Source organism: Clostridium frigoris, from assembly GCF_018861865.1.
In the GTDB taxonomy this organism is placed as follows: Bacteria; Bacillota; Clostridia; order Clostridiales; family Clostridiaceae; genus Clostridium_AD; species Clostridium_AD frigoris.
Genome location: NZ_JAHLDV010000023.1, coordinates 29205 through 49855, shown reverse-complemented (window position 1 = coordinate 49855; position 20651 = coordinate 29205). Strand labels below are relative to the sequence as shown.

24 protein-coding genes and 1 pseudogene are annotated in these 20651 nt (G+C 29.8%); 18 read left to right on the top strand and 7 right to left on the bottom strand.

The genetic code is table 11. The features are described 5' to 3' along the window. Both KPL37_RS20260 and KPL37_RS11215 read left to right on the top strand, forming a co-directional pair. A pseudogene (locus KPL37_RS20260) lies at positions 1–166 on the top strand (FprA family A-type flavoprotein); the annotation flags it as partial. A gap of 140 nt (positions 167–306) precedes the next feature. Further along, complete coding sequence (locus KPL37_RS11215; protein ID WP_216149352.1) at positions 307–807, top strand: acyl-CoA thioesterase; 501 nt, start codon at positions 307–309, stop codon at positions 805–807. A 76-nt stretch (positions 808–883) separates the two neighbouring features. Here the strand turns inward: KPL37_RS11215 and KPL37_RS11210 are convergent, their stop codons facing one another. Genes KPL37_RS11210 through KPL37_RS11195 form a run of 4 tightly spaced genes read right to left on the bottom strand, consistent with a single transcriptional unit; the run spans position 884 to position 4256 of the window. Further along, on the bottom strand, positions 884–1204 hold the full coding sequence (locus KPL37_RS11210) for a PTS sugar transporter subunit IIA (protein WP_216149350.1): 321 nt from the start codon (positions 1202–1204) through the stop codon (positions 884–886). A gap of 12 nt (positions 1205–1216) precedes the next feature. After that, entirely contained in the window at positions 1217–1519 is a 303-nt protein-coding gene (locus tag KPL37_RS11205) for a PTS sugar transporter subunit IIB (RefSeq protein WP_216149348.1), read from the bottom strand. Positions 1520–1549: 30 nt separating this feature from the next. Beyond that, positions 1550–2851 (bottom strand): PTS sugar transporter subunit IIC, encoded by a 1302-nt coding sequence (locus KPL37_RS11200; protein ID WP_216149346.1) that lies wholly within the window; start codon positions 2849–2851, stop codon positions 1550–1552. A gap of 16 nt (positions 2852–2867) precedes the next feature. Further along, a complete protein-coding gene (locus tag KPL37_RS11195) occupies positions 2868–4256 on the bottom strand; it encodes a glycoside hydrolase family 1 protein (RefSeq protein WP_216149344.1) in 1389 nt (462 codons plus the stop codon). Positions 4257–4448: 192 nt separating this feature from the next. On the opposite strand from KPL37_RS11195, the gene KPL37_RS11190 reads away from it, so the two are divergent. Both KPL37_RS11190 and KPL37_RS11185 read left to right on the top strand, forming a co-directional pair. Further along, complete coding sequence (locus KPL37_RS11190; protein WP_216149342.1) at positions 4449–5159, top strand: GntR family transcriptional regulator; 711 nt, start codon at positions 4449–4451, stop codon at positions 5157–5159. Between the two features lie 76 nt (positions 5160–5235). Next, the gene (locus tag KPL37_RS11185) at positions 5236–5664 is read left to right on the top strand and encodes a universal stress protein (RefSeq protein WP_216149340.1); all 429 of its coding nucleotides are present in this window, start codon (positions 5236–5238) and stop codon (positions 5662–5664) included. Positions 5665–5789: 125 nt separating this feature from the next. Here KPL37_RS11185 and KPL37_RS11180 read toward each other — a convergent pair whose 3' ends face one another. Next, complete coding sequence (locus KPL37_RS11180; protein WP_216149338.1) at positions 5790–6509, bottom strand: ice-binding family protein; 720 nt, start codon at positions 6507–6509, stop codon at positions 5790–5792. Positions 6510–6856: 347 nt separating this feature from the next. Here KPL37_RS11180 and KPL37_RS11175 point away from each other — a divergent pair, with 347 nt between their 5' ends. The 4 genes from KPL37_RS11175 to KPL37_RS11160 all read left to right on the top strand — a co-directional run bounded on the left by KPL37_RS11175 (position 6857) and on the right by KPL37_RS11160 (position 9748). Then, complete coding sequence (locus KPL37_RS11175; RefSeq protein WP_216149336.1) at positions 6857–7309, top strand: helix-turn-helix transcriptional regulator; 453 nt, start codon at positions 6857–6859, stop codon at positions 7307–7309. A gap of 169 nt (positions 7310–7478) precedes the next feature. Continuing rightward, complete coding sequence (gene sstT, locus KPL37_RS11170; RefSeq protein ID WP_216149334.1) at positions 7479–8711, top strand: serine/threonine transporter SstT; 1233 nt, start codon at positions 7479–7481, stop codon at positions 8709–8711. 237 nt (positions 8712–8948) lie between these two features. After that, the gene (locus KPL37_RS20375; protein ID WP_216149332.1) at positions 8949–9062 is read left to right on the top strand and encodes an oleate hydratase; all 114 of its coding nucleotides are present in this window, start codon (positions 8949–8951) and stop codon (positions 9060–9062) included. A 218-nt stretch (positions 9063–9280) separates the two neighbouring features. Continuing rightward, positions 9281–9748, top strand: coding sequence for an acyl-CoA thioesterase (locus KPL37_RS11160; RefSeq protein WP_216149330.1), 468 nt, complete (start codon positions 9281–9283; stop codon positions 9746–9748). Positions 9749–9868: 120 nt separating this feature from the next. On the opposite strand, the gene yidA is transcribed toward KPL37_RS11160, so the two are convergent. Next, positions 9869–10693: a sugar-phosphatase gene (gene yidA / locus KPL37_RS11155; RefSeq protein ID WP_216149328.1), complete on the bottom strand. Its 825-nt coding sequence runs from the start codon at positions 10691–10693 to the stop codon at positions 9869–9871. Between the two features lie 339 nt (positions 10694–11032). On the opposite strand from yidA, the gene KPL37_RS11150 reads away from it, so the two are divergent. The 8 genes from KPL37_RS11150 (at position 11033) to KPL37_RS11115 (ending at position 17538) form a co-directional block, all read left to right on the top strand. Next, the gene (locus tag KPL37_RS11150) at positions 11033–11365 is read left to right on the top strand and encodes a PadR family transcriptional regulator (protein ID WP_216149326.1); all 333 of its coding nucleotides are present in this window, start codon (positions 11033–11035) and stop codon (positions 11363–11365) included. Then, positions 11358–12035: a DUF1129 family protein gene (locus KPL37_RS11145; protein WP_216149324.1), complete on the top strand. Its 678-nt coding sequence runs from the start codon at positions 11358–11360 to the stop codon at positions 12033–12035. Before KPL37_RS11150 ends, KPL37_RS11145 begins: the two co-directional genes overlap by 8 nt. Before the next feature lie 69 nt (positions 12036–12104). Next, positions 12105–12785, top strand: a complete 681-nt coding sequence (locus tag KPL37_RS11140) for a DUF1129 domain-containing protein (protein WP_216149322.1) — start codon at positions 12105–12107, stop codon at positions 12783–12785. A 99-nt stretch (positions 12786–12884) separates the two neighbouring features. After that, a complete protein-coding gene (locus tag KPL37_RS11135; protein ID WP_216149320.1) occupies positions 12885–13907 on the top strand; it encodes a potassium channel family protein in 1023 nt (340 codons plus the stop codon). A 79-nt stretch (positions 13908–13986) separates the two neighbouring features. Next, complete coding sequence (locus KPL37_RS11130; protein ID WP_216149318.1) at positions 13987–14148, top strand: hypothetical protein; 162 nt, start codon at positions 13987–13989, stop codon at positions 14146–14148. 218 nt (positions 14149–14366) lie between these two features. Beyond that, the gene (locus KPL37_RS11125; RefSeq protein ID WP_216149316.1) at positions 14367–14966 is read left to right on the top strand and encodes a P-loop nucleotide/nucleoside kinase family protein; all 600 of its coding nucleotides are present in this window, start codon (positions 14367–14369) and stop codon (positions 14964–14966) included. A gap of 93 nt (positions 14967–15059) precedes the next feature. Beyond that, positions 15060–15629, top strand: a complete 570-nt coding sequence (locus KPL37_RS11120; RefSeq protein WP_216149313.1) for a DJ-1 family glyoxalase III — start codon at positions 15060–15062, stop codon at positions 15627–15629. A 169-nt stretch (positions 15630–15798) separates the two neighbouring features. Continuing rightward, a complete protein-coding gene (locus tag KPL37_RS11115; protein WP_216149311.1) occupies positions 15799–17538 on the top strand; it encodes an ABC-F family ATP-binding cassette domain-containing protein in 1740 nt (579 codons plus the stop codon). Positions 17539–17637: 99 nt separating this feature from the next. On the opposite strand, the gene KPL37_RS11110 is transcribed toward KPL37_RS11115, so the two are convergent. Beyond that, positions 17638–18732, bottom strand: coding sequence for an NADH:flavin oxidoreductase (locus tag KPL37_RS11110; RefSeq protein ID WP_216149309.1), 1095 nt, complete (start codon positions 18730–18732; stop codon positions 17638–17640). Between the two features lie 263 nt (positions 18733–18995). Here KPL37_RS11110 and KPL37_RS11105 point away from each other — a divergent pair, with 263 nt between their 5' ends. Further along, positions 18996–19826, top strand: coding sequence for a pyridoxamine kinase (locus tag KPL37_RS11105; RefSeq protein WP_216149307.1), 831 nt, complete (start codon positions 18996–18998; stop codon positions 19824–19826). Between the two features lie 74 nt (positions 19827–19900). Then, positions 19901–20554, top strand: a complete 654-nt coding sequence (locus KPL37_RS11100) for a TatD family nuclease-associated radical SAM protein (RefSeq protein ID WP_216149305.1) — start codon at positions 19901–19903, stop codon at positions 20552–20554. The last annotated feature ends 97 nt before the right edge of the window (positions 20555–20651 follow it).

The following is a 20651-nucleotide window of genomic DNA, read 5'->3' as shown; positions in this document are numbered from 1 at the left end:
TGGTTCATGGGCTCCTCAATCTGGTAAATTGATGCGCGAACTTTTGGATGACATGAAAGAAATAACTATTTTAGACAATGAGATGTCAATAAACTCTAGTATGAAAGAAGAAGATAGGGATTTAATGGATACCCTTGCAGGTAGCATTATCGAGTCATTGAAGTAAATCTAGAACTAGTAGATGGAGAAGTTTATATAACAAGCTTGTTTTCAAATTTTAAGATAGAAAAACTAAGGATTATATGTGGTTGTGAGACTAAACTTTAAAAGTATTATCTCAATGATTATAAAGAAGGAGCTAAAAATATGGATAGACTTATATCAGAATCAAAATTAATTATTAGTGAAGTAATGCTACCTAATCAAGCTAATGTTGCAGGTAATATTCATGGTGGAGAAATCATGAAGTTAATGGATTTAGCAGCATATGCAGTAGGCAGAAGATTTTCTCGTACAAATGTTGTTACAGCTCGAGTTGATGAATTGGAATTTCATTTACCTATATTTATTGGTGATTTAGTTATCTGTACTGCACAGGTTGCTTATGCGGGCAAATCGTCTATGGAAATTGCCGTAACTGTTGAAGTAGAAGATTTAGAGTGTTCTGATCGAAAAAAAGCATTATCTTCATTTTTTACGATGGTGGCTTTAGATAAAAAAGGAAAAACCAGTTTAGTACCGAATCTTATTCTAAATACCCCTGAAGAAATAGTTGCATTCGATGAGGGTAAAAAAAGATATGAGCAGTATAAAGCAAAAAGGAAGCAAAGAACAGAGAATATTACAGATAAGCAAGTTAATAATTAACTGAATGTTTAACATTGCAAGTAAAAGTTGTCTTAAAATAGAAAACAATTCTATTTTAAGACAACTTTTTTAAAGTTTAACTTTTTAGTTCATTTAGCTCATTTTGCAAGTATAACATTTCTTTAGCAAGGCATAATATTGTCTCAGCAGACATTAACTGATCTTCTGCATGCATAAGAAGTAATGAAAATTCTTGTTTGTTTCCTTTAGCTTCATTTTGAATAAGCTCAGCATGTGATTTATGTCCTTCTCTCATAAAAGTAGAAGCTTCTTTGAGTAAGTCTTCTGCTTCCTTCATTTTCCTACTCCTTCCTTTCATTAAAGCCTCTATTCCCATGCTCTTTGCTGTTCCAACATTACTAATAATATTAAAAGCTATTAATTCTAATCCTTCCATTTTGATTCCTCCTTATTTGATTAAATCTAAAGCAACTGTTAATACTTTATCAGCATTCATTCGCCCATAATCTATAGTATTTATAACCTCTACTGGTATCTTATTTTCTACTGTATCTTTTACACTATCTTTCATAAATCCAATTTGTGGTCCTAGTAGAATCACATCTGAACTTTCCCAACACGTAGATAAATCTGTTGAGGGTATAGCATCAATTGTTACTTCTATACCTTTTTCTCCTGCTACTTTTTTCATCTTTTGTACTAGCATTGATGTTGACATGCCTGCATTGCATACTAATAATATTTTTTTCATAATAAAACATCTCCCTTTTATTTTTTATATTTAAAATTCACTATTTCTTTTCTCTGAAAGCTTTACGAAAGGAATATATAATAAAACTGTAAGTGTTATCATAATTATTTGAAATACTGAAGCTCTCCAGTCTCCTCCTGTTGCTAAAAATCCTGATAGTACTGGTGGAGTTGTCCATGGGGTTTGAATTACTACCCGTGACATCCATCCCATCTTCGTTACAAAGTATGCAGCTGCTAGAGAAATTGGTGAAGCTAATACGAATGGAATCATTAATCTTAAGTCAAATACTATTGGTAATCCAAAAATAATCGGTTCATTAATATTAAAGATACCGGGTGCTGCAGAAAGTTTAGCTATATCTCTATAGTCTTTCCTCTTTGAGACTAAAAATATAGCAATTAATAATGCTATAGTATTACCAGATCCACCCATAACACCGAATGTATCTTTAAATGCCATGTTAATTATGTTTGGAATAACTTGGCCATTAGCATATGCTGTCATGTTTTGATTCATAGCTACATATAATATTGGATCCATAATTGGTGCAACTACTCCACCTGGATGTATACCCATCGCAAACAATAAATTCGATAAAAACATTAATATTATAAAGCCTGGTAAACTAGTAACTAATGATACCAATGGTGTTTGTATTGTTTTTAAAATTAACGTATTTATATCTGTTCCAGAAATTTGCTTTACGCCATAAGAGACTATAGCAAAAGTTATAATTGTAAGTATTATAGGAATTAGAGAATTAAAAGATTTTATAACAGCTGGAGGCACTCCTTCGCCACCAATGTTAATCTTAAGCCTTTTATTTTTAGAGAACCATATAAATAATTCTGTTGATAAAATTGAAGTTATTATACCAACAAACATACCACCTGAGTTAGTAGCATTAAAAGAGATAACTCCTAAAACGTTGACTGCTTCTTTAGCTCCTACTGGTGTAACTGAACTTGCAAGTGGCAATAAAATAACAAATATAGAAATAGCTAAAAATGCTGGTGCAATAGGATTTTCAAACTTTCTATTTACTGCTAAGTGATAAGCACATGCACCTGCTAGCAAAACTGCTAGAAAATTTAATGTACCATTAATAATAGATGTCCCAATGTCTTGCCAAGAAGTTAATGTTGCTGGATTAATAACTTTAGACATAAATCCTGTTGGTATAATAATAACGTTATTAATAAAAATCATTAAACCTGCAATAATAATAAATGGAATTAGTGATGCAAACGCATCCCTAATTGATCTTAAGTGGATTTGACCACCCAATTTTTGAGATACTTTACCTAGTTTGTTAAAGAGCTTTTCCATTTAGACTCCTCCTTTGTTATTCTTCAAAACCATTATTTTCAGATAGTAGTTTATAAAATTCTCCACTTTTCTTTACAGTTCTCTTTTGCGTTAATAAATCTAAACTAACTAACCCATATCTATTTTTGTATGCATTCATCCATGACCAACAGTCAATAAAAGTCCATAAATGGTATCCTTTAATGTTACATCCTTCCTCTATTGCTTTATGAATATATTTTAAATGTCCCTTAATAAATTCAATTCTATATTTATCATTAATTTGACCATTTTCAATGAATCTCGCCTCATCAGCAACGCCCATTCCATTTTCCGAAATAAAGCCTTCTATATTACCATAGTTTTCTTTAACATCATTGCAAAGATCTAATATACCTTTTTCATATATTTCCCATCCTCTGTACGGATTAAATTTTCTTCCTGGCAATATATATGGATCAAATAACCACTCTGGCATAAATGGTGAATTTGGATTTACAACATTTTCTTTTGCTTTTGCTCTTCTTGGCTCATAATAGTTGATTCCAAGTATTTGGGCTGTGTTTTCTTTTATTGTTTCTATGTCCTCTTGAGTATATACAGGCATTTGTTCATATTTTTTAAGAATATCTACTAATTTCTTAGGAAACGATCCTTTTACACAAGGATCTAAGAAACTTCTATTATAGAATAAGTCACAAATTCGTGCAGCCTCAACATCACATTTATTTGAGCTTCTTGGATATGTTGGACTAAGATTTAATATAATTCCAATCTTGGATTTAAGATTATGTTTTTTAAATTTTTCAACAGCTTTTGCGTGAGCAAGAATAGTATTAAATGCCACTTGAGCTGCTCTTTTAAAATCTATTATATTTGGATAGTGGAAGTCTTGCATATATCCTCCAAGTACTGGTCCTAAAGGTTCATTGAACGTAAACCAATATTCAATTCTATCACCAAATAGTTCAAAGCACGTGTCAGCATAGTTTGCATAGGCCTCAACAACTTCTTTACTTTCCCAACCACCTTTTTCTTGCATAGCCATTGGCATATCAAAGTGATATAAATTAACAAAAGGTTTAACATCATTATCGATAAAGGTATTAATTACATTGTTATAAAATTCAACTGCCTTTTCATTAACCTCTCCATCTCCGTTTGGAAATAACCTTGCCCACGAAAGAGACATTCTAAATGAATTATGTGAAAGACTCTTCATTAGCTTTATATCTTCTTTATATCTATTAAAAAAATCTGAAGTAACATCTGGACCGACTTCATCAAAAAATCTGTTTTTCTCTATTTCAAACCAATGATCCCAAATAGTTTTTCCTTTTCCAGTATTACCTTTTCCTTCTGATTGCTCCGCAGATGATGCACTACCCCACCAAAATCCTTCTGGAAATTTATATATCTTTTTCATAAGTAACCTCCGTTTTAAATCTTATTATGTTTCACAACTTGTTTGTAAACATTTTCATTTTTATTATATATGCATTTTATGTAATAGTCAATATCTTTTTAAAATAGATATATATCTATTTTAAAAGGTATATTTTTAAATTAATATGATATATAATATATTCATGTAAATAATTAAAGTGGAGGGTTATGTATGTTGCCTAAATATAAAGTAATATATGAAGATATGAAAGATAAGCTAAAAAATCTCGTTTATAAACCTAATGAAAAAATTCCAGATGGAGGATCTTTAGCTGTGGATTATGCTTGCAGCAAGCTTACTGTAGCTAAAGCATTAGACTTATTAGTTCAAGAAGGTATGTTAATAAGAAGACAAGGTTCTGGAACATATGTAAAAGAAAATTTTCCCTCAAGAACAACCGTAGAGCTAGAACAGTTTTCCGGTTATTCAAAAAAATTTGGAAAGAAACATCTAAAATCAACAGTAATTGAATTTTCCATTATCACGCCAACTATAGAAGTTGCAAAAAAACTTAATATTACTGATGAATTTGTATATAAGATTTTAAGATTACGTTCTGTAGACAATATTCCTCAAATACTAGAAGAAACTTATATGCCTATTTATGTTATACCCGGCCTTAAAGAGAAACACTTAGAAGAATCTATTTATGACTACATAAATAATGAGCTTGGGTTTAAAATTCAAAGTTCACATATATCTATAAGAGGCGATAAAGCTAACTCTAATGATAAAAAATATTTAAATTTAACAGACGATGACTTTATTATGGAAATAGGAAAAATAGCTTTCCTCGAAAATGGTAAAATTTTTGAATATTCTAAAACTCATCATAGATATGAAAGCTTTGAATTTAGCACTGTATTAGTAAATAATGTTTAATTTTTATTAGCTTCTACCACATTTACTTATTTTCATGTTACTATATATATATAAACAGTTTAAGGGGGCGTTGAATATGAAAAAATTAAAAATATTAGTGCCATTAGATGGTACTGAGAGAAGCATGCACTCTATTAATTGGTTGAAGGATTTCTTTAGTAAGGATTCTATTTCTATTACACTAATGAATGTAGTGGAAACGGTTTTAACTAATAAGATGATAGTTACAACGCCAAATTCAACTCCAAATGAATTTGGATATTTAGCAGAGGAAAGTAGAGCGGTTTTAGATAAAGCAATAATGAAACTGGAAGGGTATGAAATTGAAAAGTTTTCAATTTTGGGATATGCTGCAGATGAAATATTAAAAAAGGCTGAAAAGGATAGCCATGATATAATAATAATGACAAAGTGTAGTAAAAAAGGTTTATATAGAATAATTGGTTCTGTAACAAGTAAAGTTGTTAGAAATGCTAAAGTATCAGTAATAGTTATTCCGGATTAGTATTTACTAAAGTAAGATAAAAACTTTAGTTTAAAAGTTTTGATTTTAACATAAAATAGTCTATTAATATAAATGGTGGAATCAATATTTACAAATATTGATTCCACCATTTATTGTATTATGATCTATTTTGTTATGGTATTACTGTCTAGTGTTACTGCACCGTTCCTTGCCACTAATTGTCCTCGAACTTTAGCACCGGTATTTGCTGTAATTGATGTAAGGGCTACGATGTGTCCGACTATAGAAGAGTTTGTTCCTAATGTTGCAGAGCTTCCAACCTTCCAAAAGGTTTGGCATGCCTGCGCACTGTGAATGAGGGTAACACTACTGTTTGATGCAGTTACTAGAGTGGAGGCAGCCTTGAATATGAAAACCGCATTAGGATCACCTTGTGAGTCGAGTACTAAATTGCCCGTTATCTCAAAGGTGCCTGAGGCTGAATCATAAGTGCCAGGAGTCAAGGTAGTTCCACCAAGCTCAGTTGGGATGCGGGTTACATTTTTTGTTTCATCGGCGTCATTATATGCAGTTATGAGATCGTTTTTAGCATTAAGTGCTGCTGCCTTTGCTAATTGTTTATTACCATTTACAGATGCACTTTCCTGACCTGTAAACGCAGTGCCTGGAAATAGACCTACACTTCCGTCAATTGAGGTTTTTCCGGTATTAGTAATTGTTGTGCCAGCTAAAATTGCAAAATTGTAGGTTGGTTCTGTTTTCACACGTGGTTGAGCTAACACACTCGTTGTTTGTGCTACCATCGTAGTTACCAATAATGGAGTTAGTAATAAAGATTTAAATGAAACCTCAGTAAGTATCTTCGTAAATTTTAGTATTTTCATAAATTTATTCAATCCTCCCTATTTAATTTTTATATTTAAGTATAATCGACTATATTATGGTAAAATTACATTAAATCGTAAAAACAAATCTTGATTAAAAATAAATCATATAAATATTGTACGAATGTATAACGTTAGTTTAGAGTGGAAACGATATTCTTTATGTGGGTATTGTAAGTAATGTTGTTTTTCTCCTTGTGGTAGAGGTTTAGTTCAAAATGGAAATGTATATATAAGATTGCTATTTATAATCTCATATTACATCTTAAAAAAAAATAATGCAACATAATTACGTTAAAAATGTTACATGTATGTAAAAATATATTTAACATTGATTGGAGTGGAAAATGGTATTTTTGACTAATGCTAAAAAACTTAAAACTATAAGAATATATTTAAAAATGAAACAAGAGGACTTAGTGGATGAAAATATTACTAGAGGACTTATTAGTATGATTGAGACAGGAAAAAGAGAAATAAGCAACAATGTAGCTCTAAAAATCTATAATAAATTCGAACAAAAGGCGAAACTACTTGATATTGAACTAAAAATAGATAGTGGGTTTTTACTACGTTCCCCAAGTGAGGATGCAGAATTATATTGTTTGAAAAAACTTAATGAAATAAATAAAGATACGGATATTAAAGAAATTATTGAGATAGCTGATAAGTTTAATTTATTAAAAATTAATGTTATGGCATATGCCAAACTTGGTGAGTTCTTTTTTTATAGAAAGGATTATAATCAAGCTTTTGTCAATTATAATTATGCTATAGATATTTTTAAAAAAATCAAATAAATGAATCATATTATATAAGCACAATTAGATTCTTTTACTCGTTTTAAAAAAACCAGTAATAAAAGTTAACTTTATGTTGAATTAATATATTATGAATGTTAAAATGAAGTATTATATACACTAAACTTGCACTATTTAGTTATTATTAGTTATTGGAGGGGAAACTATTTTGAAAAATTTATTTAAAAAGTGGAGTCAAATAAGCTTAGTATTACGAATAATTATAGGGTTAGTTATTGGTATTATCTTGGCTTTCACCATTCCACAACAAGCAAAATTCGTTATTATTTTTGGTTCTTTATTTGTTGGTGCTTTGAAATCAATTGCACCTATATTGGTATTTTTCCTAATCATGTCGGCCATATCTCAACATAAGAGTGGTCATCAAACCAATATGAAATCAATTATTGTTCTTTATCTTTTAGGAACATTTTTAGCTGGACTTACAGCGGTGGTTGTAAGCTTTATGTTCCCAGTAACACTTACACTTGGAATGGCTAAAGAGGGTTTGACACCACCCGGAGGCGTTGTAGAGGTTCTTAAAGCACTACTAATGAACGTTGTTGATAACCCAGTAAAGGCACTTTTTAATGCCAACTACATTGGTATATTGTCTTGGGCGTTAGTTCTTGGAGCTGCTTTAAAAAATGCACCGGATACTACAAAAACGATGATTACTAATTTTTCAGATGCAGTAACTCAAATAGTTAAATGGGTAATAGATTTTGCACCACTTGGAATCATGGGTCTTGTATTTCAAGCAATTTCTGAAAATGGGATTAAAGCCTTAGCTAGCTATGGACAGTTACTTTTAGTTCTTATTGGTTGTATGGTTTTTGTGGCTCTTGTTGTCAATCCAATCATTGTCTACATTAATATTCGAAAGAATCCATATCCGCTTGTGTTTATGTGCTTAAGGGAAAGTGGTATTACAGCATTCTTTACACGTAGCTCAGCTGCAAACATTCCTGTAAATATGGGCTTGTGTGAAAAACTAGGTTTGGATAAAAACACGTATTCAGTATCCATTCCATTAGGATCTACAATTAATATGGCTGGTGCAGCAGTTACAATTTCTGTTTTAACACTTGCAGCAGTTACCACACTTGGAATTAAAGTGGATATTCCTACAGCACTTATACTTAGTATATTGTCAGCAGTATGCGCATGCGGTGCTTCAGGAGTAGCTGGTGGTTCGTTATTACTGATTCCTCTAGCATGTAGTTTATTTGGGATTCCAAATGATATTGCTATGAAGGTAGTTGGTGTAGGTTTTATCGTAGGTGTTTTACAAGATTCTTGCGAAACTGCACTTAATTCATCCACAGATGTACTCTTCACAGCAGCAGCTGAATTTGCGAAGATGCGTAAAGAAGAAAAAGAAATCATTATTAATAAATAGAAAACCTTAGAATATAACTTGAAAAGTATAAAATAATATAGTATAAAAGCAACAATTAGATAATTTTTAAATTACCTAATTGTTGCTTTTGTTTTTATATCTTGGACTAAACGATATTCATATTAAGCAACTTACGATGCTTCTTCTTGCAACAGAAGAAACTTTGGGAGCAATCACTGTTAAACAGTATTTCAATATATCTTTTTTAGAAACCAATAGGGGGTGTTTCGGCGTTCTATGTTTGCATTAAAAAACTGGCACAGCGTTGTGGAAGTGAGACGATATATGCAAGGTTTTATGCATCTACTTCCTGGAATGAGCCATATGAAAAATATTATGTTTATGTTGTGAATTATTGTAAAATATATCATATACATAAAGTTAAAAAAAATTAGCTATTTACACCTTGTTATTAGTTTATTATGAAATCGTAACATATATATGATAATATAATATGATAATATAAATACACTCGAATAAAATTATTATTTGCTTTGTAACAGAAAAAAATGGTGAATTAGGTTTGGGGTAAGTATTAAGTAAAGGATTATAAAGAAGGAGTTAAAAATATGCAAAGAAGTTCATCAGAATCAATATTAATTATTAGTGAAGTAATGCTACCTAATCAAGCTAATGTTGCAGGTAATATACATGGTGGAGAAATCATGAAGCTAATGGATTTAGCAGCATATGCTGTAGCTAGAAGATTTGCACATACAAATGTTGTTACAGCTCGAGTTGATGAGTTGGAATTTCATTTACCTATATTTATTGGTGATTTGGTTATTTGTACTGCTCAGGTTGCGTACGCTGGTAAATCATCTATGGAAGTAGTAGTAACTGTTGAAGTTGAAGATTTGGAGTGTTCTGATAGAAAAAAAGCGTTATCTGCATTTTTCACGATGGTATCGTTAGATAAAAAAGGGAAAACTAATTTAGTACCGGAACTTATTTTAAATACACCAGAAGAAATTGCTGCTTTTGATGAGGGTAAAAAAAGATATGAATGGTATAAAGCAAAAAGGAAGCAAAATTAGCGAAACATATTATGATAAACTCTTTAAAAGGGGAGCTCTTAGAGTTAGAGGATTAAATGAGTAGCTAGTAAATAATAATTTACTGGCTATTCTTTTATGAAAATAAAGAGAAATTTATGGTTATACAGCTAATTCTTTGTCAATATCCAAAATGAACTTATTAAAAACATAGGCTACACCATCTTGATTATTAGTTTTGGTTACAAAATCTGCGGCGTCTTTAATCTCTGGAAATGCATTTCCCATTGCAACTCCAAGTCCGGCATATTTAATCATATGAATATCATTACCTGCATCTCCTATGCACATAATCTCTTCTTGTTTAATATTTAATTTTTCTGCAAGGGCAACCACTCCTACACCTTTATTAACTGATTTATTAATAAACTCTAAGTAGAATGGTGTACTTCTAACTATAGTGTATTTATTAAATAGCTCTTTCGGAATATTTTCAAATACTCTATCTAAAATCTCTGGCTCGTCCACAAACATAACTTTTACTATAGAAGTGCTTGTTGATACATCTTCTACAGGAATTATATCAATTGGAATGTTATTAATTTCTGATTCATGTATAGTATATTTACTGTTTTTGGGAGTAGTTATCGTTGTATCTGTTAATGCGTGTATATTAACATTTAGTTTTTTACTTAGATTATATAAATCTTTATAATTATCTAGTGTTAATGTCTTTTTAAATATTATTTCATTACCCTTTGTTGCTTGAACAAGAGAGCCATTATATGATATTGCATAATTATCCTTTGAAATTAAGTCTAATTCTTCTAAGAATTTTTTAAAACCAATTAAAGGTCTTCCTGATGCTAATACAATTTTCACACCCATATCAATTGCTTGTTGTATTGCATAAGAATTTGCTTGTGAAATTTGATAATCACTATTTAATAATGTTCCATCCATATCTATTGCTACTAATTTATACATTAATTACCTCCATGTAACTACATTTTAAATGATAATTTAAGTATATCATAGAAGTTTGTAAGTAATGGATTTCATGGTTTGTAAAGTTTGCATTAAGTTTTTATGGAGATTATTAATATTTAACGATGCTTAACAAGCTGCATTATTCTGTATATATATCGGACAGCTCAATATTGATTCATTCCCAATATTAGGTTTACTTTTAAGAATTATCTTACATTCACGTAGTTCCACAAAAGATTTAACTAGGGTAAGGTCTATACTTTACGTACTTGACATAACAACATAGTTGCAATACAATATAGTGACTAAGTAACATTACAAGGTAGGTGATATGAAATGGCAAATTCGTCTCAATTATTAAAAGGGATTTTAGAAGGCTGTATATTAAAAATAATTTTAAAAAAAGAAACCTATGGATATGAATTATATAGTTCACTAAAAACCAGTGGTTTTGATGACTTATCTGAAGGAACTTTATATCCTTTGTTAATTAGGCTCGAAAAAAATGGTTTATTGTCCTCGATAAGCAGGGACTCACCGCTAGGACCAAAACGAAAATATTATTCTCTTACAAAACTTGGGGAACAGGAATTTTTAGACTTTTGTAGTTCTTGGGATAAAATTTCAAAATCAGTGAATAGAATATTAGGGGATGATCTAATTGATTAAAACAAAATCGTTAATAAAACAATTAAATAAAGCATCTGAGAACTTATCTTTAGAAAACAAAAAAAAATTTACTGACATTGTAGTATATGTGAGAACATCAAATATAAAAACAAGAGACGCTGAAGAATTTCTACAACAGATACTAGACAGTTTTTTAAATGCACAAAAGCAAGGTGTAACTATTGAAAATGTACTAGGAACATCAGATATTAAGTATTACTGTGAAGAAATAGTAGATACCTATAAAGCAAGTTATAATTACTCATCACTATGTAGCGAATATGTTATGTACACAGGTATGATCATAATAATGTTATCAATTATTAATTATATTACACAAAGTCTAATTACAATTAAAAGAGATGGTGTTAATAATTTCACTACTTATCTAAACTTCAATATGGGAATAATGTTTCAATTTTTGCTTATAGGTATTATGATTATTGCTATTATGACTTATACCAAAAAAACCTGTTTTAAGGAAATTGTCAAAGGTGATAAAATAAAAGAATTTTTTATACTTTGGGTAATATTGTTTTTGTGGATTTGTATAATGGTTGTTTGTGTCATGTTTTTAGATAAATTATTAGTATTTAGATTAAATATAATTATAGTACTTACTGTTGGGATTGTTTTATATCTCATAGGTCATTATTTATCTGAAAAATAAAACTTTAAAATATAAGTTAAAAAAGAAACCTATGAATATGAGTTAATAAGATATTGGGGGATGATCTAAATGATTAAAACAAGTGTATTAATAAAACAATTAAATAAATCAGCTAAAAATTTATCTAAAGAAAATAAAAAAGTATTTGATGACATTATACTTTATATTAGATTCTCAAATATAAAAACAAGAGATGGTGAGGAATTTCTTCAACAGATATTAGAAAGTTTTTTAAATGCAGAGCAGCAAGGTGTAAGTATTGAATATATGTTGGGAACAAACGATATTAAACATTACTGTGAAGAAATAGTAAGGGCCTATAAATCGAGCTATAATTATCTGTCACTTAGTAGTGAATACATTATGGTTACAGGAATAGTTATATTAGTGTTTTCAATTATTAATTATATTACACAAAATTTTACTATACTTTGGAGACATAATATTGAAAATTTCACTTTTTATCTAAACTTTGATTTAGAATTGATTTTTCAACTTTTAATCATAGTTCCTTTGTTTATCGCTGCTTATGCTTATTTGAGAAAAAGTTGTTTTAAGAAAACTACAAAGCGTAGTAAAGTAAAAGAATTTTTTATACTTTGGGTGTTAAATGTTTTATTAATTTGCATAATGGTTGTTTTTATAATGTTTGTAGGTAAAATAATATTATTTAGATTAAATATAATTATAGTTCTTATTGTTGGAATTGCTTTATATTTTATAGGTGATTATTTATCACAAAACAAATAAATTCATTTAATATAATTTCTATTTAAGAGGAGAATACAATTTTGTATAAAATATAACTTTTATGGTATAATTTTTTTTAAGTAATTAGGGGGCTGAGTTATGGAAGGTTATCGTAAAATTAATTTTGTTATCACCATTCTAATAGCGTTGCTCCTTATAGGAACATTAGGATATAAACTGTTATTAGGTGTTAGTATTGTAGATGCATTATATATGACGGTTATAACCATATCAACAGTAGGATATACTGAAGTGGCTGTTATGGATGCAAAAGCTAAGCTTTTTACTATATTTCTTATTTTTTTAAGTTTAGGTACTGTGGGGTATATATTCAGTAGCATTGTAGCCTATTTTTTAGAAGGAGATTTAAAAGTAGCCTTGAGGAGGAGACGTATGGAAGTTGGGATAGCCAAGCTAAAAGACCACTATATAATATGTGGAGGGGGCGAAACAGGTGGAAATGCTATAAAGCAATTTAAAAAAAGTAATGTTCCATTTGTTGTAATAGATAAAGATGAAGAAATAATAAAGGGACTAATAGAAAATAAAATATATGCTATTCAAGGAGATGCAACGGAGGAAGAGGTACTAGATAAAGCACAGATAAAATTTGCTAAGGGTCTTATTTCTTCATTGTCTACAGATGCGGATAATGTTTATACTGTCTTAACCGCAAGAGAAGTGAATAGTGATTTATATATTGTATCTAGAGCTATAAATAAAAATGCAAATGAAAAGCTAAAAAGAGCAGGTGCCAACAATACAATTTCTCCAAATGAAATAGGCGGAACTAGAATGGCAGCTCTAATGCTTAGACCTACCGTTATTGCTTTTTTAGATATAGTAACCCATGATGGAGATCTAGTTTTAGACTTAGAGGATGTTACTATTTGTGAAGATTCCATTATAATAAATAGGAGTCTCATGGAAGCTAAAATTCCTGAAAAAACAGGGCTAATAGTTTTAGCCCTTAAGATGAATAGTAATGAAAAATTAGTTTTTAATCCAAGTTGTAACCATGTACTAAAAATTGGTGATACCATGGTAGTTCTAGGAACAGAAGAACAGGTTATTAAACTTAAAAAGATTGCTAAAGACATAGGACAAAGAAAGTTAAGTTAATCTTTTTAACAATTTAGAAGGAAAAAACTCCCGAATGTAGAATAGATATATGAAAGATTATTTAAAGGAGGTCAAATAAATGCCAAAATTTGAAATTCCCAATGATAAGGACAAAATAAAAAAACAAATTAAAGCCTTACAGAGCCTATTACCTATAGATGATAAAAAAGGTGATAGGAAAAGTAAGCAAATACACCAAGATGAAATTAAAGCCCTTAAAAAAGCTTTAAGCGCGCAATAATAGATATTAACTATTCATATAAGAACTGTTTCTAGTATATTAGAAACAGTTCTTATTATTTATGGAGTTGATTCAGACTTTGTACTAAAAGAAAATTTAACTTCTTGTTTTTCATGAGCAAAGTAAATTTGCTGAATTATTAAACACGTAAAAGAGGTATAATAAACGTGAACATGAAAAGTTTAAAACTTAAAATTTTTTACTAGGAGAGGATTGTTGTGAAAAAACTGATTTTAGTAACATCACCACCAGCAAGTGGAAAAACTTATATCGCAAAAAAACTTTCAGAGGCATTATGCCATGTTGTCTATCTTGATAAAGATACACTCATAAAATTATCAAAACAGATTTTTGTTGTAGCAGGTGAAGAATACAATAGAAGTTCAGATTTTTTTAATGAAAATATACGTAATTATGAATACGAAACAATAGTAGAACTTGCAATGGAAGCTCTCAATTATGATGATATTGTGCTAATTAATGCACCATTTACAAAAGAAATACGAGATTTAAACTATATAAAAAAGCTAAAGGCAGCATTAAAAGATAAGAACGCATCATTAGTAGTTATTTGGGTAGAAACTTCAATCGAGGTAACTCAGCGAAGAATGATTGAGAGAAATTCTGATAGGGATACTTGGAAACTTGAGAATTGGAATGAATATGTTGCAGGAATTAATTTTGATATTCCTATTGCTTTGGATGATCCGTGTGTAAAAGATGATTTACTTATCTTCAAAAACTCTTCTGATGAAGAATTCGAAGGTTCCTTAACAAAAACAATAGAAATACTGGAAGAAACATCAGGTAGAAAATAAATGATTTAACAAATTTATACTTTATAAATATATTTTTGTTTGTACTCAGGTTATTTAGTAGGAGATAATAGTTAAGAGAAGGGGAGAGTTAAATTGAAAAAAGTTGCAGTTTTTTTAGCAGAAGGATTTGAAGAGGGTGAAGCATTATTTGTAGTTGATGTTTTAAGAAGGGCAGAATTTCAATGTAATACGGTAAGTATCAATGAAGAAATGGTAAAAGGTTCTCATGGTATTGTAGTACTAGCGGATAAAATTATAAGTGATGAAATAAAAGAATATGATATGATTGTTTTACCTGGTGGATTACCTGGTGCAACAAATTTAAGAGATGATGAAAGGGTCATTGAATTAGTAAAATATTTTGATAAAGCACCTGAAAAATTTGTTGCTGCTATTTGTGCAGCACCAATGATTCTAGAAAAAGCAGGAATTATCAAAGGACGCAAAATAACATCATATCCTGGAGATGAAAATACTACATTATTTAAAGATGCAAATTATGTAGAAGATATTGTTGCGGTAGATGATCACTTGATCACTAGCAGAGGGCCAGCTTCGGTCCTACCATTTGCTTATACATTAGTTGATGCACTAGGTGGTAATAGTACTTTGTTAAAGCAAGGAATGCTTTATAATATGGTAAGAGAAAGTCAATTCGAGTAGATAATATAAATATTGAACTTAGTTGTAAAAAGTGTTATGCTATCAATGTTAAACTTAGTAGAATGTTTTTACTACATAAAAATAAAATGTAAAATTGCGATTTATAACAGAATATATTGAAGAGCTTATTTTTATAAGCTCTTTTTTAGTGATAAAGAGAGGTAATAATATGATAAAAGTTGATAACTTATCCTACTCATTTCCACAAAAGGATTTATATAATAATATTTCATTTACATTGGAAGATGGTCAGCATTGTGCCTTTATAGGAACAAATGGCAGCGGAAAAAGTACACTGATAGATATAATTATGGATCCAGAAAAATATATGTTTGATGGAAAGCTAGAGATGGACCCAAATTGTAGAATTGGGTATGTGAGTCAATTCTCACAACTAGGCGAAACGAAAGAAATTACAGTATTCGAATATATTGGCGAAAAATTTATTAAACTACAAAATGAAATAACATCTATTTGCAGCGAAATGGAAACATCGTTGGATATTGAATCTTTACTAGAAAAGTATCAACAAGCTTTAGACGCATTTGATGCAATTAATGGGGATGATTTCGAAAACAACATTAATAAAAACCTAAATCTTGCAAACTTAATCAAGTTTAAAGATTTAATGATATCTGAACTTAGTGGTGGGGAATTCAAGCTTATTCAAGTAATTAGGGAAATGCTAAATAGTCCAGAATTAATGATTATGGATGAACCTGATGTGTTTTTAGATTTTGGAAATCTTAATTCTCTTAAAGATCTAATTATTTCACATAAAGGAACAATGTTAATTATTACGCACAACAGATATCTATTAAATCATTGTTTTAACAAAATCCTGCATCTTGAAAACAAGGAGCTCCAAGAGTTTGATGGAAGCTATATTGATTATAACTTCTCTTTACTCCAAACTAAAATTGAAATGCAAGAACTAGCTACTTCTGATGATGAGGAATTTTGGAGAAATGAGATGTTAATAAAAAAACTAAGATATCTCGCAACTGAGCATACTGAAGCTGCTAGAGGGAAATCTCTAAATGCTAGAGTTAAAATTCAAGAAAGATTAGAAAAACGTAGAATTAAAGCACCATTTGTAGATATTAAAGAGCCAAATATCAGTTTAGTTACAAATAATGAAATTGAAGAAACCATCGCTTTAAAAGTTAATGATTACAGTGCTAGCTTTGATGATATTCTTCTAGAAAATGTTAACTTTGAGATTAAATCTACCGATAAAGTAGCTATCGTCGGTTTAAATGGTACTGGTAAAACTACTTTACTTCAAGAAATATTTAAAAATAATAATGGTTCTATTGAGATAAATGAAAATGTTGAAGTAGCTTATTTATCTCAACTTCAAGGAAAAACACTAAATGAGTCTAATACTATACTTGAAGAGTTCTTTGATGCTGGTTTTAAAACTTATGACGAGATTAAATCATATATTGCTAATTATGGTTTTGAAGAAGAAATTATTAATCAAAAGATAGGGTCTTTATCTGGCGGAGAAAAAAATATGCTTCAGCTGGCTAAAATTTCTTCTAGTAATGCAAATATGTTACTTCTTGATGAACCCACAAGTCATTTAGACACTTATTCACAAATAGCACTGGAAAAAGCCATAAAAAACTATAAGGGTGCGATTCTCATGATTTCTCATGATTTCTATTCTATAGTAAACTGTATGGATTTTGTTTTAATCATTGAAGATAAGACAATTAGAAGAATGAGTATGCGAAAATTTAGGAAGATGATTTATGCTAGTTATTTTGAGAAAGACTATTTAGAAATTGAACAAAAGAAAAAATTAGTTGAAACAAAAATAGCATTGGCTTTAAAAGAGACTGATATTGAGCTTGCTAAAGTTTTATCTGAGGAGTTAGAAGGGCTGAATAAGTTACTCTAAGTTTAGTGAGTAGTTAAGAGTATTTATGTAAAAAATCAAGGAGTAGTTCACTTTTAGTGAACTACTCCTTATAAATATATACAAATATTCTCATATATTTTACCTATTAAAAATACAAGAATTCGGTATCTCATCCCAACATTTATTACAAGAAATACATTTAGGCTTATAATCTTTGTTATTTGCCCATTTATTAATTAAATCTGGTTCACAAAGTAAAGTTCTAGATAATGAGAAAAATTGAATTTGGGTAGTATTTAAAATTTCATTCATTAAATCTATATTTTTATTTCCTCCAACTAGGATTACCTTGGCATTTACAACACTTGCAATATTCATTACATCTTCTTTAAAATATGATTCTTTATCTACAGTATTAATTCCTTTTGAAAATGGAACTTTACTTTCTCCAGAAGATAGGTTAACTGCACTAGGTTCAATCATATCTATTCCTAGTTTATCAATTCTCTTAAAAACTTCTATAGATTCTTCTTTGCTAAGCCCTTGATTACTATCCATAAAGTCATCAAATTTAATTTTTATCATAATTGGATAATCATTGCCAACTCTTTTTCTTATTTCCTCTATTACTTCATAAATTATTCTTGCTCTGTTATGTATATCTCCACCATATTCATCGGTTCTTCTATTATAATAAGGTGTTAAAAATTGGCTTAGTAAATATCCATGGGCTGCATGAATTTCTACAGCATCAAAACCGGCTTTTTTTACTCTCATCGCAGCATCGGCAAATTTGGTAACAATCCTTTTTATATCAGTTTTTGTAGCTTCCTTAGGTGTAATTCCACTTACTATATTTTTTATAGCCGAAGGTCCGTATATGTTCATTTCACTGGCATCTGGATGCTCGTTTTGTGATCCTCCATATACTATCTGCATTGCGATCTTAGTTTCATATTTATGTACTTTATTTACTAAAATTTTATATTCTTCAATAAAAGAATCGTCATAAATTCCAGACATGCCAGGATTAGGTTTCTCATCTTTTGATATAAATGCATACCCAGTTAGTATTAATCCGACCCCTCCCTTTGCTAAATTTTCATATCGCTGAATAAATGCGTTATTTATATGACCATCATCTTCTGCCATCTCATCCCAAGTAGCCGCTCTAATGAATCTGTTTTTAACCTCTATATTATTAATGTTTGTTTTCTCAAATAAATTTTTCATACTGATCCTCCTTATTTACATATTAATCTGTATTATAGGCTCCTAATAATTATTTTACTTCGCAAAGAATCTTAACATATATTATATGATTATTAGGACACTAATGATAGTATGCACTTTAATGTAAGATACTAACTAAAAGGAAAGTAATGATATGGATTTATCTATTATATTTTTAGTTTTCTTTAGGTCACGTATCACTACACTTTATTTTTTACCTTGATTAGATTATAATAAGGGGTATTAGAAAAGGTGGTGCTATAATGAGTTTAAACAAACAAAAGAAAATTGCTATTGTGAATGATTTTACTGGATTTGGACGATGTTCTATAGCAGTTGCATTGCCCATTATATCAGCAATGAAGATACAATGTTGTCCATTACCTACTGCAATATTATCAGCACATACGGGATTCCCAAGTTTCTTTTTTGATGATTATACTCCTCATATGAGGGATTACATGAATAATTGGAAAGAGCTTAATTTACAATTTGATGGAATCTGTACCGGATTTTTAGGCTCAAAAGAACAAATAGATATTGTTGTAGAATTTCTTTGTAATTTTAAAACAAAAGATACTATTGTCATGGTTGATCCTGTGATGGGTGACTATGGTAAGCTTTATTCTACATATACACAGGAAATGTGTGATGAAATGAAGAAGTTAATTAAATATGCGGATGTAATGACTCCTAATCTTACTGAAGCCTGTAGACTTCTTGATATTCCTTATCCAGAAAGAGCAATGAATCCTGAGCAACTTGAAAACATTGCAAAAGAGCTTTGTACAAAAGGCCCAGATAAAATTGTTATTACTGGACTGCAGCATAATGGGAATATACGAAACTTTATATATGAAACAGGAAAACCATACACTATAATTGAAGTGAAAAAAATTGGTGAGGATCGTTCAGGTACTGGAGATGTGTTTTCTTCTATTGTAGTTGCGAATATTGTAAAAGGAATAGATATCGTGACTGCGGTAAAAAAAGCTACAGATTTTATTAGCAAAGCCATTGATTATACTGCTAAAATCGGTACGCCAATACAGAATGGTATTTGCTTTGAAGAATATTTGACTGACCTGCAATAACATAAGTATATTTAGTATTTTATTATTACTAGTTAATATAAATTTAAAATATAAAGAAAAGAGGATGGTAGAATATGGTTATCTTATATACATATAACAATGGCGTTTATATCAATTTAAAAGATGTTGATATTACGAGTAAAGAATTGAGCAAGAAAAATATTTATGTTAATTTAACTAACAATTGCCCTTGTTCTTGCATATTTTGTTTGAGAAACACTAAGGAAATGGCTAAATCAAATAGTCTATGGTTAGATATAGAACCTACCGCTCAGAAGGTTATAGAAGAGTTTGAAAAATATGATTTAGCTAAGTTCGGTGAAATCATATTTTGTGGATTTGGAGAACCTTTAACCCGTCTTGATGATTTGATAGACGTGGCAAAATACTTAAAAAACAGAAGCAGCAATAATCCAATTCGTATAAACACTAATGGACTCGCGGATTTGGTTAATAAAAAGGAAACTGCAATATTTTTTAAAGACTTAATTAATACTGTATCTATAAGCCTTAATGCATCAAATGCCAAGGAATATTTAAGATTAACTCGTAGCAAATTTGGTATAGAATCTTATGACGCCATGTTGAAATTTACGATAAGCTGCAAAGAGTATGTTCCAAATGTAGTTATGACAGTAGTAGATTGTATTGGACAAAAGGAAATAGATGATTGTAAAACTGTATGTGATAGTATTGGAGTACCTTTAAGAATACGTCCTTTTGAATAAGATAAAGTTACTTCTGAAAAGTTAAATTTACTAGGTAAAGAAGGTTGGGAATTGGCCGGTGTTGATGGTACATATTTTTATTTTAAAAGAGAAACTA

Coding starts and splice junctions, on each gene's coding strand:
- KPL37_RS11215 (WP_216149352.1), top strand. CDS start 307: ATGGATAGACTTATATCAGAATCAAAATTAATTATTAGTGAAGTAATG.
- KPL37_RS11210 (WP_216149350.1), bottom strand. CDS start 1,204: ATGGAAGGATTAGAATTAATAGCTTTTAATATTATTAGTAATGTTGGA.
- KPL37_RS11205 (WP_216149348.1), bottom strand. CDS start 1,519: ATGAAAAAAATATTATTAGTATGCAATGCAGGCATGTCAACATCAATG.
- KPL37_RS11200 (WP_216149346.1), bottom strand. CDS start 2,851: ATGGAAAAGCTCTTTAACAAACTAGGTAAAGTATCTCAAAAATTGGGT.
- KPL37_RS11195 (WP_216149344.1), bottom strand. CDS start 4,256: ATGAAAAAGATATATAAATTTCCAGAAGGATTTTGGTGGGGTAGTGCA.
- KPL37_RS11190 (WP_216149342.1), top strand. CDS start 4,449: ATGTTGCCTAAATATAAAGTAATATATGAAGATATGAAAGATAAGCTA.
- KPL37_RS11185 (WP_216149340.1), top strand. CDS start 5,236: ATGAAAAAATTAAAAATATTAGTGCCATTAGATGGTACTGAGAGAAGC.
- KPL37_RS11180 (WP_216149338.1), bottom strand. CDS start 6,509: ATGAAAATACTAAAATTTACGAAGATACTTACTGAGGTTTCATTTAAA.
- KPL37_RS11175 (WP_216149336.1), top strand. CDS start 6,857: ATGGTATTTTTGACTAATGCTAAAAAACTTAAAACTATAAGAATATAT.
- KPL37_RS20375 (WP_216149332.1), top strand. CDS start 8,949: ATGTTTGCATTAAAAAACTGGCACAGCGTTGTGGAAGTGAGACGATAT.
- KPL37_RS11160 (WP_216149330.1), top strand. CDS start 9,281: ATGCAAAGAAGTTCATCAGAATCAATATTAATTATTAGTGAAGTAATG.
- yidA (WP_216149328.1), bottom strand. CDS start 10,693: ATGTATAAATTAGTAGCAATAGATATGGATGGAACATTATTAAATAGT.
- KPL37_RS11150 (WP_216149326.1), top strand. CDS start 11,033: ATGGCAAATTCGTCTCAATTATTAAAAGGGATTTTAGAAGGCTGTATA.
- KPL37_RS11140 (WP_216149322.1), top strand. CDS start 12,105: ATGATTAAAACAAGTGTATTAATAAAACAATTAAATAAATCAGCTAAA.
- KPL37_RS11135 (WP_216149320.1), top strand. CDS start 12,885: ATGGAAGGTTATCGTAAAATTAATTTTGTTATCACCATTCTAATAGCG.
- KPL37_RS11130 (WP_216149318.1), top strand. CDS start 13,987: ATGCCAAAATTTGAAATTCCCAATGATAAGGACAAAATAAAAAAACAA.
- KPL37_RS11115 (WP_216149311.1), top strand. CDS start 15,799: ATGATAAAAGTTGATAACTTATCCTACTCATTTCCACAAAAGGATTTA.
- KPL37_RS11110 (WP_216149309.1), bottom strand. CDS start 18,732: ATGAAAAATTTATTTGAGAAAACAAACATTAATAATATAGAGGTTAAA.
- KPL37_RS11105 (WP_216149307.1), top strand. CDS start 18,996: ATGAGTTTAAACAAACAAAAGAAAATTGCTATTGTGAATGATTTTACT.
- KPL37_RS11100 (WP_216149305.1), top strand. CDS start 19,901: ATGGTTATCTTATATACATATAACAATGGCGTTTATATCAATTTAAAA.